This is a genomic window from Pseudomonas sp. Mn2068, assembly GCF_049319725.1.
Classification (GTDB): domain Bacteria; phylum Pseudomonadota; class Gammaproteobacteria; order Pseudomonadales; family Pseudomonadaceae; genus Aquipseudomonas; species Aquipseudomonas gingeri.
In genome coordinates, this window is sequence record NZ_JBMOUG010000007.1 from 253,899 (window position 1) to 267,659 (window position 13,761).

The window sequence follows — 13,761 nt, forward strand, 5'->3', positions numbered from 1 at the left end:
CTAGCGCTCGATGCTGCGGTTCCAGCGGGCGTTCCATTCCGGGCGCAGCAGGTTGACCTGGTCCCAGTCTATGGCCACCGCGGTATCCAGGTATTTTTTCATGGCCTCGACCTGGCCGCGGGTACGGTCGGTGGTCGGCGTGTTGGGGTTGGACGGAATCTGGTCGCCATCCTCCAGCGCCGCCGCCTGGGCCTCGGGCGTCAACAGGAACTCGGCGAGTTTCTGCGCCAGTTCGGGCTGGGTGTTGTTGGCAATCGCGCATTCGGCCACGTTCAGCACCACCGCGCCCTCCTTGGGCTGGGCGTATTCCACCGGGATCCCCTTGAGCTTGAGCGCGGTGACCTGGGTCGGGGTCAGCGGGAACAGCGCTGCCTCGTCGGTCTGGACCATCTCCGAGAGCTTGGCCGAACTCGGGATGTACTCCAGCACGTTACGCCCGACACTGTTCGGCCAGGCCTTGAAGCCCGGGTCGACATTGGTTTCGCTGCCGCCCTGGAGCCGGTTGAACATCAGGAACCCGTGCAGGCCGAAGGTCGAGGACGACATCGACTGGAACACCAGCTTGTCCTTGTACTTGCTGTCCGCCATGTCCATCCACGAGGTCGGCGCGGCCCAGCCTTTTTCCTTGAACAGGCGTGTGTTGTAGGCAAGTCCGGTCACGCCCAGGCTGACCGCCACCGCTTCGTCCTTGATCCGTCCCTTGGCCGGGATCTGCGCCAGGGTCGGGTTGTCGGCGAGCTTGCTGCACAGGCCCATGGAGATCGCCCGGTACATGATCCCGTCATCGAGGAAGATCACGTGCATCTGCGGGTTGTCCTTGCTTGCCTGGACCTTGGCCAGGATGTCCGCGGAAGTGCCGGGGACGATGACCACCTTGACGTTATTGGCCTTTTCGAAGGGCGGCAGCACCTTGTCGCTGTACAGGCGTTCCATGGTCCCGCCGTTCATGCCCAGGTACAGCGTGGGCTCGGCCCGGGCCGGCGCGGCGAGCAGCAGGGCAGTGAGAGGCAGGCAGGACAAACCGATCAGGGCGTTGCGTGGGGCATTCTTCATGGCGCGATCTTCCTCTGGGTTCTGACGGCCCGCTCAGACGGCGGGAGTGGCGTGGAAACGGGTAATGGAAAACGCCTCGATCGGCGTTGACGAGCGGCCCTGGCACACCAGCTCGGCGAGGACTTCGCCCACCGCCGGGCCGATCTGGAAACCGGCCCCGGCAAAGCCGAAGGCGTGCAGCAGGCCGGGTTGGGTTGCGCTCGGGCCGATCACCGGCTGGCGGTCGGGCAGGTAACCTTCGGTGCCGCTCCAGGTGCGAATCGCCTGGGCACCTTCGAGAAACGGATAGAGTTCGACGGCCTGGCGCAGAATCTCCAGTACGGCGGTCTGCCCCGGGCGGGCCCGGGCATCATCAAGGGCAAAACCCTGGCCGCCGCCCAGCACGCAGTTGCCGCGAGCGACCTGGCGCGCATAGATGCCGCCGCCCTCGACACCGGTGCTGGCGTCCATCACCAGAGGCAACGGTTCGGTCACCAGCATCGCCGGGTGACCGGAGTGCAGGGGCACGGTTTCACCGAATTGCGCGGCGAGGCTGCCGGCCCAGGCGCCGGCGCAATTGAGCAGCCAGGCGGCACGGATCTCGTGGCCGTTGCGCGTGCGCAGGCGAAAGTGCCGGCCATCATGCTCGACCTGGCTGACCTCGCTCTGTTCCAGTACGTTTGCCCCGAGCTGGCGGGCCGCACGGGCAAACGCCGGGGACACCAGTCGCGGGTTGGCGTGACCGTCATCGGGGCAGAACGACGCACCCTCGGCGATCTGCCCGACCCAGGGGAAACGCCGGTGCAACTGTGCGCGATCGAGTATCTGCAGGTCGAGGCCGAAGCCCTGGCTGCTGTCGGCATAGGCCTGCAGGGCGGCCAGATCGTCGAGGCTGCGGGCCAGCTTGAGATGCCCGGAGCGCTGGTATTCGCCGTCGATGCCGATCAGTTCCGGCAGGCGGCTCCAGATCCCGTGGGCACGCTGGGACAGCGGCAACTGCGACAGCGGCCGGCCCTGGCGACGGACGCCACCGTAGTTGACACCGCTGGAATGGGAACCGCAGAAATCCCGCTCCAGCAGCACCACGCCGCGGCCCTGGCGGCTCAGGGCCAGGGCCGCCGATGCGCCGACGATGCCGCCGCCGAGAATCGCTACTTCGACGTCGATCATGGCGCGATCTCCACGCCGAACGGCAATGGCTTGATCGGCGCCTGGGCACGCAGGCGGCCGATGGTGTCGAGGGCCAGGCCGCTTTCGCTGGCGATGATTTCCGCCGCCGCCGCGCCGCAGATCCGCCCCTGGCAGCGGCCCATGCCGACCCGGCAATGGGCCTTGACCCGATTGATCTCCCAGTGGCCCTCGCGGACCACCGCCCGGACGTCGGCGACCCGCACCTCCTCGCAACGACAGAGCATCAGTTCGTCCGGGGCGTCCTGTGCCCATTGCGAGGGAAACGGGAAGGCGCTTTCCAGGCCCTGGCGAAAACCCTCGATGCGGGCCAGGCGTTGTTCCAGGCGGCTGCCGCGTGCCGGGTCGACGCTGTGCCCCAGGTCTTCCAGCAGCGCCAGGGCCGCACGTTCACCGGCCATTTCCGCCGCGTCGGCGCCCATGATGCCGGCGCCATCGCCCGCCAGGTAAATCCCGGTCACGCTGCTGCGACCGGCGCGATCGCGGTCCGGCAGCCAACTGCGGTTCAACGGGTTCCAGCTGAAATGGCAACCCAGCAGGTCCGCCAGTTGGGTCTCGCTGCGCAGGCCATGGGCGAAGGCCACGGCATCGCACTCGAGCGACTGCAGGCGACCGGCCTGGCGCCAGTGCAGCGCACGGACACGTTGCTCGCCTTCGATCCGTTCCAGTTGCACGCCCTGGTGCACGGGGATGCCATGCGCGCTCAACCAGCCCCGGTAGTACAGGCCCTTGGCGAGGGTCAGCGGCTGCCCGAGCAATCGCGGCAGGGCCTTGCACTGTGCGGCGAAGGGCGAGCTGTCGAGGACCGCGACGACCCAGGCCCCGGCCTTGGCATACTGATAGGCCACCAGGTAGAGCAGGGGACCGCTGCCGGCGAACACCACCTGCTGGCCGATGGCGCACCCCTGGTATTTCAGGGCGATCTGCGCCGCGCCGAGGCTGAACACTCCCGGCAGGGTCCAGCCGGACACCGGCAGCACGCGGTCGGTGGCCCCGGTGGCAACGATCACGGCAGCGTAGTCGAGGCGTCCGGCCCGACCTTGTTGCAGGGTATCGAGGGCGTTGTCCTCGGCGTTCCACACCAGCGTATCGGGACGGTAGTCGAGTTGCCCGCGCAGGTTATCGAGGCTCTGGTGAATCGCGTCGGCCTTGCGGGCTTCGAAACCATACAGTTGTTGCGACGAGCGACGGAAGTTCTCCGGCTGGCGCCGATAGATCTGGCCGCCACCGCGGGCGGACTCATCCAGCAATACCGGGCGCAGGCCATGCTCGACCAGGGTCTGGGCGGCACGAATCCCGGCCGGTCCGGCACCGACGATCACCACAGCGCTCATGAGCGTACGCCTCCTTCACGACTGACCTGTTGCCCGGCTTCGAGCAGGGTCGAACAGGCCCGCACCCGACGCCCGTCGGCCAGTCGAACCCAGCAGTCCTGGCAGGCGCCCATCAGGCAGAAGCCTGCGCGGGGCTCGCCGCTGAAGTCGCTGTGGCGCAGGTATTCACCACGGGTGAGCAGCGCGGTCAGCAGGGTATCGCCCAGCAGGCCGCTGGCCGGCTCGCCGTCGAGGGTGAAGTCCAGGGCCGGGCGGTCGCCTTCGGCCAGTCGTTTCAGCAGCGCCATATCGCCCTCATTGTTTTCCTACCAGTACCCGATCCAGGCCATAGACCCGGTCGAGCAGAATCATCGTCAAGGCGGTCAGCGCGATCACCAGGGCCGAAACGGCCGCCATCATCGGGTCGATGGATTCGGTGGCGTACACGTACATGCGTACCGGCAGCGTCTGGGTCGCGGGGGAGGTGACGAAGATCGACAGCGTCACCTCGTCGAAACTGTTGATAAAGGCCAGCAGCCAGCCGCCGGCCACGCCGGGCAGGATCATCGGCAAGGTGATCTGGCGGAACAGCGTGAAGCGTCCGGCGCCGAGGGATTCGGCGGCCTGCTCGGCGCTGCGGTCCAGGCCGATGGCGGCGGCCAGGACCAGGCGCAGCACATAGGGCGTGATCACCAGCACATGGGCGAAGATCAGCCAGCTGAAGCTGCCGTTGACCCCCATCAGGGCGAACAGCCGCAACAGCGCCACCCCGAGGACCAGGTGCGGGATGATGATCGGCGAGAGGAACAGGCCATTGAGAAAGTCCCGCCCGGGGAACTGATGGCGGGTCATCGCCAGGGCGGCCGGGACGGCGATCAGGGTTGCCAGGGTGGCGGCGCTGAAGGCCAGGATCAGGCTGTTGTAGAACGCCTGGACGAAGTCTGCGCGTTCGAACACCGCGCGGAACCAGCGCAACGAGAAATCCGTGGTCGGCAGGCTCAGGGTGTTTTCCGGAGTGAAGGCCACCAGGCACACCACCACCAGCGGGGCCATCATGAACACCACGATCAGGCTGTGGAACAACAGGGCCAACGGGCCGTTTCTGGACATTTACGCGGCCCCCAGGGATTTCTTGTAGCGACGCTCGATCATCCGGTTCCACGACAGCATGATCAGCAGGTTGAGCAGCAGCAGCGCCACGGCGATCGCCGCGCCCATCGGCCAGTTGAGTTCCGACAGGTACTGGTCGTAGACCAGCGTCGCGACCATCTTCAGCCGTCGCCCGCCGAGCAGGCCGGGAATCGCGAAGGAACTGGCGGACAGGCCGAACACGATCAGCGTGCCGGACAACACCCCGGGCATGACCTGTGGCAGTACCACCAGGCGCATCACCTTGGCGTGGCTGGCGCCGAGGGACAGCGCGGCCTGTTCGGCGGCGGGGTCGAGCTTCTGCAACGAAGTCCAGACCGGGATGATCATGAACGGCAGCATCACGTGGACCAGGGCGATCACCACCGCGAACGGCGTGTAGAGCAGTTTCATCGGCGCCAGGCCGATGGCTTGCAGGCTCTGGTTGACCAGGCCGTCGGCACCCAGCAGGAGGCTCCAGCCAAAGGCCCGGACCACCACCGAAATCAGCAGCGGCGTGAGGATCAGGATCAGGAAGATCGAGCGCCACGGCGTGCCCATGCGGCTGAGGATGTAGGCCTCGGGCACGCCGATCACCACGCAGAGCAGGGTGGTCAGGCCGCTGATCCAGAAGGTGCGCAGGAATATTTCGTAGAAGTACGGGTCGCTGAGCAGCACGCCGTAGTGTTCCAGGGTGTAGGCATCGCCCTTGATGCCGGTCTGGTAGTCGAAGACGTTGAACGAGAGGACGGCGGTCAGTCCCAGCGGCAGCACCAGCAGGCCGATATACAGGGCCAGGGCCGGTGCCGACAGCAGGTAGCCGTGGCGTCCCTCGCGCATGCGGGCCAGCAGGCTCATGCCGGCACCTCGCCGCTTTCCAGGACCCGCAGCAGTTCGCTCGGCCAGTCCAGGCCGACCGCGACGCCTTCGTCCAGGGGCGCCGAACCGTCATTGCGACGGACCACGGTGACTTCGCCGATCATGCTGTCGACGCGGTACAGCCACTGGCTGCCGAGGAAAAAACGACTGAGGATGCGGCCTTGCAGACGTCCGCGGCCGGCTTCCAGCAGGTCGATCTTTTCCGGGCGCAGGCTCAGGGTCAACGCCCCGTCGCCCGGCAACTGGCGCACTTGCGGACAGCCGCTGGCGTCGCGGTCCCCGGGCAGCAGGTTGGCCTTGCCGACAAAACCGGAAATGAACCGGGTGCGCGGGTGTTCGTAGAGTTTGTAGGGCTCGTCGATCTGGGTGATACGCCCGGCCTCCATCACCACCACGCGATCGCTGATGGACAGCGCCTCGGCCTGGTCGTGGGTGACCATCAGCGTGGTGATGCCGACTTCGCGCTGGATGCGGCGAATCTCGAACTGCATCTCTTCACGCAGATTGGCGTCGAGGTTGGACAGCGGCTCGTCGAGCAGCAGCACCGGCGGCTCGATCACCAGGGCCCGGGCGAGGGCGACGCGCTGGCGCTGGCCGCCGGACAGCTCGCGGGGATAACGCTCGGCGTGGCGGTCCAGGCGTACCAACTGCAGGACCTTCGCCACCCGCTGCTGGACTTCGGCCGTCGGCACCTTGCGCATGCGCAGGCCGAAGGCAACGTTGTCGTGCACCGTCATATGGGGAAACAGCGCGTAGCTCTGGAACACCACGCCGAGGCCGCGGCTGCTGGGCTTGGCGTGGGTGATGTCGCGGTTGTCGAGCAGGATCCGGCCGGCGCTGACTTCGACGAAGCCGGCGATCATCTGCAGGGTCGTGGTCTTGCCGCAACCGGAGGGACCGAGCAGCGAGACGAACTCGCCCTTGTCCACGCAAAGCTGGGTGGCGACCACCGCTTCGATGGCGCCATAGCGCTTGCACACGCCTTCAAGTCGTAGAAAGGCCATAACTGCGTTCCACCTGTATTTGTTGTGCACGCCGGGGCGCGCTTTTTTGTCATGGGCAGAGACGAAAGGACGTTGCGGGGGTGCGTGGTGCTCGACGTGTGTCGGCTACCGGTGTTGTTCGAATCGCCCCTTGTGGACGCAGAGTAGGACGAAGCCTAGGATGTGCGAAAGCCTGAATTTCACTGAAGGAATGACTATTTTCACTTTCATTCATTCAGCAAATTTAAACATTGGAAATACGCTGATGAATTCCACTGAGCGGAATGAAAATAAAAATGAAGTCGGTGTCGGTGCGGTGTCCCGGCTGTTCGCGGTACTGCGCAGCCTGGGACAGACACCGGAAAACGGCGAGCGGGTGACCCAGCTGGCGGAGAACATCGGCTTGTCCCAGCCAACCACCCACCGCCTGCTGCGCAGCCTGGTGGAGGAAGGGATGGTCGAGCAGGACGGGCGCAGCAAGCGTTATCGCCTGAGCCTGGAGTTCTTCGCCCTGGCGGCCCGGGCCGGGCAGAGCGGCAATCTGCGCGAACTGGTGCGTCCGGCGTTGCTGCGCTTGTCGGCCTCCCTCGGTGACTCGCTGTTCCTGCTGGCGCGCAGCGGTTTCGATGCGATCTGCCTGGACCGCAGCGAAGGGCCGTTTCCGATCCGCACCTTTACCGGTGATATCGGCGGTCGCGTGGCGCTGGGCGTCGGCCAGGGCAGCCTGGCGATCCTGGCCTTCCTGCCGGAGGATGAGCGGGAGACGGTGATTCGCTACAACCTGCCGCGACTGCGGGATTTTCACCTGTACGACGAGGTCTTCCTGCGTTCGGAAGTGGAGAACGTACGCAAGCTGGGGTACGCCGGGCGCAATACCGGCGTGTTGCAGGGAATGGCGGGGGTGGCGGTGCCGATCCTCGATCGCGAGGGCCGGGCGGTCGCCGCCTTGAGCGTGGCGACCATCAGTGACCGCCTCGGGCCGGACCGCCTGCCGACGGTGGTGGAATTGCTCAAGCGTGAAGCGGCGGTGATCGGGCCGCGGATCAATCCGTTCGATCCGCTGCTGCGCCGGCCTTCGCAGATCTTCGGCGCGCCCGAGTAGTCGGGCGCGCCGGATTCGAGGAGCGTTGCCACGCTCTGCGCGGGAGCGATCAGTGCGCTCAGAACTGCGTGGTCTGTTGCAGCACCTGTGCCGCCGGTGTGTCGGCCGGGGTGACCATCGCGTAGTTGTAGCCGCCGCCGGACCAGTACTCGGCCTGGAGTTCGCCGTCACGCCGCCGGCCACGCTCCAGCAGGTGGTTCTGCGGTCCTGGCGGACGCATGTAGTAGCTGATCCGCAGCCCCTGCGGGTCTTCGTAGAGGACCATCGCTGCCGCGCCCTGCTCGGTGCTCAGCAAGCGCGCGCTGACCGGCTTGAATCCGGCGCCCTGCAGGTTCGGCAGGCGGTTGGCGCGGGTGAAGTAGCGGTCGAGCCAGCCTTGCAGGTCGCCGTTCTGTTCGACCTTGAAGTCCGCCGGCAGGATGTCCTGGGTGGCGAACATGCGGTAGGCCTGCACCGCGTCGGCCATCGGTGCCGGGGTCGGGTAGCTCATCTGCCGCGCCTGCCAGCCGCCGAGGCCACCGACGCTCACGGCGATCAGCAGCACGGCCGCGCTTGCCAGGTGACGGCGCGACTGGCCGCGCAGGCGTTGGCGGATCATCGCCGGGTCCAGTTGCGGATTGGCCGGCATCTGCAGCGCCCCGCCGAGGGCGGCACGCAGGTGCTGGGCATCGCGCTGCCAGTCGCGGACCTGCCGGGCCAGTTCCGGGTGGGTGGCCAGGTAGGTGTCCATCATTTGCCGGTCGGCATCGCTGAGCTGATGGTCGACATAGGCGTGCAAATCGCGTTCGCTGGGAGGAATCGTGATCATTTCAGTATCCGCAGGGAAGGGCTGGTGATTTCGCCGTCGCTGATCTGGCGCAAGGCCTGGCGGGCGCGGGACAGGCGGGACATCACGGTGCCGGTGGGGACGTCGAGGATCTCGGCGACCTCCTTGTAGCTCAAGCCTTCCACCGAAACCCAGAGCAGCAGGGCCCGTTGCTCGGTGGGCAGTTGCTCGAAGGCTTCCAGGGTCGATTGCGCCACTACCGTGCGCTCCACCGAAGGCTGGGCATCGTCGCGCCCGGTGAAGAACTCGAGCATCCGCGCATACCGCCGGTTGCGACGGTGGGCGTCGAGGAATTGCCGGTAGAGGATCGAGAACAGCCAGGCCCGCAGATCGCCCTCGGGACGTTTTTCGCCCCAACTGGACAACGCCCGCTCCAGGCTGGCCTGGACCAGATCGTCGGCGCTGCTAGGATTACGGGTCAGCGACACGGCGAAGCGCCGCATGCGGGGAATCAGTTCACGTAGCTGTTCGTCGAGATCGTTCATGGAATCCTGCAGGTTCTTCACCTGTCATCTTGGACTAGCAAGACGTCTGGACTCGAAGGTTATTCCAATGGCCGGAAAATAAATATTCGAAAAATAAATCGGGGCGCCTGGAATAAACCATCGCGACCTTCGTCTTATAGCTCCTTCACCGTGTGGCCGCCTGAGGCCCTGGAGTTTTTTCATGGTAGATCACACCCCGCCGCCCCTCAGCGGTTCGAGCAAGGCCCTGCGCCTGGCCGCTATCGCCGTGGTGGTCGCGGCCTTGGCCGGGGCCTTTGCCTACGTCAGCGGCCGGCTCGACCCGCAGCGCCTGACACCGACGCGTATTGTCGATACCTTCGAGAAAAACAACGGCCTGCATCCGGGGTTCCGGCGCAACCATGCCAAGGGTGTGTGCGTCGCCGGTTATTTCGAAAGCAGCGATGAAGCGCGGCCGTATTCGATTGCCAAGGTGTTCGCCGCGGGCAGCGTGCCGGTGGAAGGACGTTTTGCCCTGCCCAGCGGCAACCCCTACGCGCCGGACAGCAGTGTGCCGATCCGCAGCCTGGGCCTGCGTTTCATCCTCGCCAACGGCCAGCAATGGCGCACCGGGATGAACAGCATGCCGGTATTCCCGGTGGGCACGCCAGAAGCCTTCTTCGAGCAGCTCAAGGCTTCCGCGCCGGACCCGACTACCGGCAAGCCGAATCCGGCGGCAATGGCGGCGTTTTTTGCCGGTCACCCGGAAACCGCGCCGTTCCTGCAGTGGGTCAAGACCGCCAGGCCATCGGCCAGCTATGCCACCGAAAGCTACAACGGGCTGAACGCCTTCTACCTGGTGAACGCCGCCGGCCAGCGCCAGGCGGTCCGTTGGGGGTATGTACCGTTGAGCCAGGATGCCCCGGGTGCCGTGGCCCCGGCAGGTGCCGATTTCCTGAACCAGGACCTGGAACAGCGACTGGCGGCCGGTCCGTTGAAATGGCAATTGCGCATTACCCTGGCCAATCCCGGCGATCCGACCGATGACGCGAGCAAGGCCTGGAGCGGCGAGCACAAGGTACTCAACGCCGGGACCCTGGTGCTGGAGAGCACGCAACCGCAAGACAGCGGCGATTGCCGCGACATCAACTACGACCCGCTGGTACTGCCCAGTGGCATCGAGGCCTCGGCCGATCCGTTGCTGGCGGCGCGCTCGGCGGCCTATGCCAGTTCCTATCTGCGTCGTACCAGTGAGGTCGACCAACTGCCTGCCGGTCACGCCAAACAGGAGTCACGCCCATGAGCGCCCCTTCGAAGCATTTCGCCCCCCTGGCGCGCCTGCTGCACTGGCTGATGGCGCTGATGATCCTGGCGATGCTGTTTATCGGTGCCGGGATGGTGGCGTCGGTGTCGGCCCGGCATGAGTGGCTGATCCATCTGCACAAGCCGCTGGGCATCGCGATCCTGGCGTTGGTGATCGTGCGTCTGGTCGTACGCTTCAGCACCCGTCAACCGCCCTTGCCAGAGGATCTGCCGGGCTGGCAGGTGCTGGCGGCAAAGCTGTCCCACGTGTTGCTATACGCCTTGATGCTGGTATTGCCGCTGCTGGGCTGGGCGATGATTTCGGCGGCCGGTGATCCGGTGATGCTCAGCAGTTCGATTGAACTGCCGCCACTGCTCTCGGCCAATGCCACGACCTTTGCATTCCTGCGCAAGGCCCACGGCTACCTGGCGTACCTGTTGTTCCTGACGGTGCTGATGCACCTGGCGGCAGCCTTGTTCCATGGCTGGATTCGTCGGGATGGCGTGCTGGAAAGCATGGTACGCGGCAAGGATTGAAACCCTTGGGCGCCAGGGCTGGCGCCTTCGCGGGCAAGCCCGCTCCCACAGGGACAGCGGGGTGTGCGGTATTTGTGGTTGGCCCGACCCCTTGTGGGAGTGGGCTTGCCCGCGAATAGGCCGGCCCAGGCGGCCCTTATTCAAGGATTTTTCACCACCCGCAGTGACCACCCCCAGTACCCCAGCGCCACGGCATTGATTCCCGCCCCCAGCAGGCACACGCCCAGCCAGCCCGCCCACGCGTACATCGCCGTGGCCCCGAGGGCCCCGGCTGCGCTGCCGATCGAATAGAACAGCATGTAGCCCGCCGCCAACCGGCTTTGCGCCTGTGGCCTGACGCTGTAGATCAGGGCCTGGCTGGTGACGTGCACCGCCTGCAAGCCCAGGTCGAGGGTGATCACCCCCAGCAGCAAGGCCCAGAGCGACGATTGGGTAAAGGCGATCGGCAGCCACGACAACAGCATCAGCAGCAGCGACAGGCCGCTGGTCCATTGCGCCCGGCCGCGATCCGCCCAGTGTCCGGCGCGGGCGGCGGCCAGGGCGCTGGCTGCCCCGGCGAGGCCGAACAGGCCGATCTCGGTATGCGACAGCGACAGCGGCGGGGCGCTCAGGGGCAGGACCAGCGGTGTCCACAGCACCGTCCCGGCGGCGAAGATCAGCATCGCCAGCACGGCCCGGTCACGCAGGATCTTTTCCTCCCGGAACAGACTGAACACCGACAGGATCAGCGCTCCGTACGCCTGCCGCGCCTTGGCCGGTTCGTGCCTGGGCAACACCCGCCAGAGCGCCAGCGCCATGACCAGCGTCAGTCCCGACGAGAGCAGATAGACCGAACGCCATCCGGCCAGGTCGGCCATGCCGCCGGAAACGCTGCGCGCCAGCAACAGGCCGACCACGATGCCGCTGGTCACCGTGCCGACCACCTTGCCCCGTTCACCCGCCGCTGCCAGTTGGGCGGCATAGGCCACCAGGGTCTGGGTCACCACCGCCAGCAGTCCGACCAGGCCCATGCCCAGCAGCAGCCAGAAACTGTCGGGAGCCAGGGCGCTGAGCAGCAACGCCAGCACCGACACCAGCATCTGCCCGACGATCAGCCGCCGGCGGTCGAGCAGGTCGCCGAGGGGTACCAGCAACAGCAGTCCCAGGCCGTAGCCGACCTGGGTCAGGGTTATCACGCCGCCCACGAGGGCGTGGTCCATGGCAAAGGTCTCGGCCATGGCATCCAGCAGCGGCTGGGCGAAATAGACATTGCCCACCGAGAGCCCGCAGGCGACGGCGAACAGCAGCACGACTGCCGCGCCAAGCCCCGTGGCCGGGGCTTGTGTATCGGTGGTGAGTGGGACTTCCAATGCCATGATGGACTCCTGGTTATCTGGTTGCTTTTTAAAACCAGTTGTACCCTAGAGGGAGTGGTTTTATATTGCAACCACATTTTTCCACAGGAGCCCGAGTCATGGTCAAGCGTTCCAGCCTGGAAGCCGCCGAATGCCCGGTAGCCCGTTCACTGGATGCCATAGGCGACGGTTGGTCGCTGCTGATCATCCGCGACGCCTTCGACGGCATCCGGCGTTTTGGCGAGTTTCAGCGCAACCTCGGCCTGGCCAAGAACATCCTTGCCGCCCGTTTGAAAAACCTGGTGGGGCACGGCGTGTTGACGGTCGTTCCGGCCTCGGATGGCAGTGCCTACCAGGAATATGTGCTGACGGAAAAGGGCAGGGGGTTGTTCAATCTGATCATCGGCTTGCGCCAGTGGGGCGAGACCTATTTCTACGGCCCACAGGAACAGCATTCGCGGATGGTCGACCGCGAACAGGGCTTGCCCCTCAGGCCGCTGGAGCTGCGGGCTGCAGACGGGCGACTGCTGGGGCCGGAGGACTGTCGACGGATTCCGGTCTGAGCGTTTTGCATCACAAAAGCGGACGCAGCGTGTCCAGTGAGGCATTCCCATGCAGGGCGTGGGAACGATCGGCGTGTTATTCCCGGGAGAACCGTTCCCGACTGTTGCTCAGGTGGGTCCACATCGCCGCCCGTGCCGCATCGGCATCCTGGCGCTGGATCGCGTTCAGAATCGCTTCATGCTCCTGATTGGCCAACTGCCCCAGTTGCGCAAGGTCGGCGTCGCCGCGCTCGGCCCCCTGCACCCGGGTCCGCGGGATCATCGACTGCCCCAGGTGCAACAGGATCTCGGCGAAATACGGATTGCCGGTGGCCTCGGCGATCAACAGGTGGAAGCGTTGGTCGGCGGCCACGCAACTGTCGTTGTTGGCCAGCAGGCTCTGGTATTCGTCGAGGGCTTCGCGCATCTGCCGCAGGTGTTCGGTGCTGCGCCGCCGTGCCGCCAGGGCGACGGCCTGGGTCTCCAGGCCCAGGCGCAGTTCGAGGATGTCGCGCACGCTCAGCGCGGTGTCGGCGCTCAGGCGCAGGCCATGGGCTTCCTCGCGTTCCAGCACGAAACTGCCGACCCCGTGATGGGTTTCCACCCAGCCCGAGGCCTGCAGCTTGGAGATCGCCTCGCGGACCACCGTGCGGCTGACCTTGTGTTCACGCACGATGGTGCTTTCCGATGGCAGCTTTTCCCCCGGTTTCAACTGGCCCAGGCGGATCTGCTGGGTCAGGTGATTGACCAGGTCGGTAGCCAGGTTGGGCGTGCGCTTGCGGCGTGGTGCAGGGAGGTCGGTATCAAGGCTCATGGTCGTGTCGCGCAGGAGTGAAGCACGAGCTTAACACTCGTCAGACAAGCTGTGCACAGGGCTGTTAAACATGTATGACAAGCTTGGTTTTCGCAGCCGTTCCCTGGTGATTTTCTGATGATTTTCAAACGATGATAAGCTGCATGGTGCCATGATCTAATCGGTTTATCTGATAAATTTATAATAAAAACAATAGGTTGATTGTTGTTCTGTCATTGCTTTGAAAAATCTCCAAGCACCAGGCAATTCGAAGGGACTTGTTAGCAGATTTTTCTACTCGTATGATGACTGTCGACTGGTTCGGCTGAGCCAGCACCCCGCACACAAAAATAACCCGT

The 13,761-nt window shown here is 65.4% G+C and carries 15 protein-coding genes; 4 read left to right on the forward strand and 11 right to left on the reverse strand.

Translation table 11 applies throughout. From position 1 onward, the window contains the following. The 7 genes from ACL9RJ_RS18080 to ACL9RJ_RS18110 are packed head-to-tail and all read right to left on the reverse strand — an operon-like array spanning nucleotide 1 to nucleotide 6,544. A complete protein-coding gene (locus ACL9RJ_RS18080) occupies nucleotides 1-1,053 on the reverse strand; it encodes an ABC transporter substrate-binding protein (protein WP_017129516.1) in 1,053 nt (350 codons plus the stop codon). 33 nt (nucleotides 1,054-1,086) lie between these two features. Next, the gene (locus ACL9RJ_RS18085) at nucleotides 1,087-2,202 is read right to left on the reverse strand and encodes an NAD(P)/FAD-dependent oxidoreductase (protein WP_177107615.1); all 1,116 of its coding nucleotides are present in this window, start codon (nucleotides 2,200-2,202) and stop codon (nucleotides 1,087-1,089) included. After that, a complete protein-coding gene (locus ACL9RJ_RS18090) occupies nucleotides 2,199-3,554 on the reverse strand; it encodes an FAD-dependent oxidoreductase (RefSeq protein WP_422765518.1) in 1,356 nt (451 codons plus the stop codon). The genes ACL9RJ_RS18085 and ACL9RJ_RS18090 overlap by 4 nt, the downstream gene beginning before the upstream one ends. Then, nucleotides 3,551-3,841, reverse strand: a complete 291-nt coding sequence (locus ACL9RJ_RS18095; RefSeq protein WP_017129513.1) for a (2Fe-2S)-binding protein — start codon at nucleotides 3,839-3,841, stop codon at nucleotides 3,551-3,553. Before ACL9RJ_RS18095 ends, ACL9RJ_RS18090 begins: the two co-directional genes overlap by 4 nt. A 7-nt stretch (nucleotides 3,842-3,848) precedes the next feature. Continuing rightward, nucleotides 3,849-4,643 (reverse strand): ABC transporter permease, encoded by a 795-nt coding sequence (locus ACL9RJ_RS18100; protein WP_017129512.1) that lies wholly within the window; start codon nucleotides 4,641-4,643, stop codon nucleotides 3,849-3,851. After that, nucleotides 4,644-5,519 (reverse strand): ABC transporter permease, encoded by an 876-nt coding sequence (locus tag ACL9RJ_RS18105; protein ID WP_017129511.1) that lies wholly within the window; start codon nucleotides 5,517-5,519, stop codon nucleotides 4,644-4,646. It abuts the gene before it with no gap. Beyond that, nucleotides 5,516-6,544 (reverse strand): ABC transporter ATP-binding protein, encoded by a 1,029-nt coding sequence (locus ACL9RJ_RS18110; protein ID WP_177086617.1) that lies wholly within the window; start codon nucleotides 6,542-6,544, stop codon nucleotides 5,516-5,518. Before ACL9RJ_RS18110 ends, ACL9RJ_RS18105 begins: the two co-directional genes overlap by 4 nt. Before the next feature lie 241 nt (nucleotides 6,545-6,785). Here ACL9RJ_RS18110 and ACL9RJ_RS18115 point away from each other — a divergent pair, with 241 nt between their 5' ends. After that, a complete protein-coding gene (locus ACL9RJ_RS18115) occupies nucleotides 6,786-7,625 on the forward strand; it encodes an IclR family transcriptional regulator (protein WP_177086884.1) in 840 nt (279 codons plus the stop codon). 58 nt (nucleotides 7,626-7,683) lie between these two features. Here ACL9RJ_RS18115 and ACL9RJ_RS18120 read toward each other — a convergent pair whose 3' ends face one another. Both ACL9RJ_RS18120 and ACL9RJ_RS18125 read right to left on the reverse strand, forming a co-directional pair. Then, nucleotides 7,684-8,433: an anti-sigma factor family protein gene (locus ACL9RJ_RS18120; protein WP_017129508.1), complete on the reverse strand. Its 750-nt coding sequence runs from the start codon at nucleotides 8,431-8,433 to the stop codon at nucleotides 7,684-7,686. Further along, entirely contained in the window at nucleotides 8,430-8,936 is a 507-nt protein-coding gene (locus ACL9RJ_RS18125; protein WP_042937213.1) for an RNA polymerase sigma factor, read from the reverse strand. The genes ACL9RJ_RS18120 and ACL9RJ_RS18125 overlap by 4 nt, the downstream gene beginning before the upstream one ends. Nucleotides 8,937-9,117: 181 nt before the next feature. Here ACL9RJ_RS18125 and ACL9RJ_RS18130 point away from each other — a divergent pair, with 181 nt between their 5' ends. Beyond that, complete coding sequence (locus ACL9RJ_RS18130; protein ID WP_422765519.1) at nucleotides 9,118-10,197, forward strand: catalase family peroxidase; 1,080 nt, start codon at nucleotides 9,118-9,120, stop codon at nucleotides 10,195-10,197. Continuing rightward, complete coding sequence (locus ACL9RJ_RS18135; protein WP_178963875.1) at nucleotides 10,194-10,733, forward strand: cytochrome b; 540 nt, start codon at nucleotides 10,194-10,196, stop codon at nucleotides 10,731-10,733. Before ACL9RJ_RS18130 ends, ACL9RJ_RS18135 begins: the two co-directional genes overlap by 4 nt. Nucleotides 10,734-10,873: 140 nt before the next feature. Here the strand turns inward: ACL9RJ_RS18135 and ACL9RJ_RS18140 are convergent, their stop codons facing one another. Next, entirely contained in the window at nucleotides 10,874-12,088 is a 1,215-nt protein-coding gene (locus ACL9RJ_RS18140) for an MFS transporter (protein ID WP_177129402.1), read from the reverse strand. Between the two features lie 98 nt (nucleotides 12,089-12,186). Between ACL9RJ_RS18140 and ACL9RJ_RS18145 the strand changes: the two genes are divergently transcribed. After that, nucleotides 12,187-12,630: a winged helix-turn-helix transcriptional regulator gene (locus tag ACL9RJ_RS18145; RefSeq protein WP_103033061.1), complete on the forward strand. Its 444-nt coding sequence runs from the start codon at nucleotides 12,187-12,189 to the stop codon at nucleotides 12,628-12,630. A 76-nt stretch (nucleotides 12,631-12,706) separates the two neighbouring features. Here ACL9RJ_RS18145 and ACL9RJ_RS18150 read toward each other — a convergent pair whose 3' ends face one another. After that, nucleotides 12,707-13,423, reverse strand: coding sequence for a FadR/GntR family transcriptional regulator (locus tag ACL9RJ_RS18150; protein WP_422765520.1), 717 nt, complete (start codon nucleotides 13,421-13,423; stop codon nucleotides 12,707-12,709). Nucleotides 13,424-13,761: the final 338 nt, after the last annotated feature.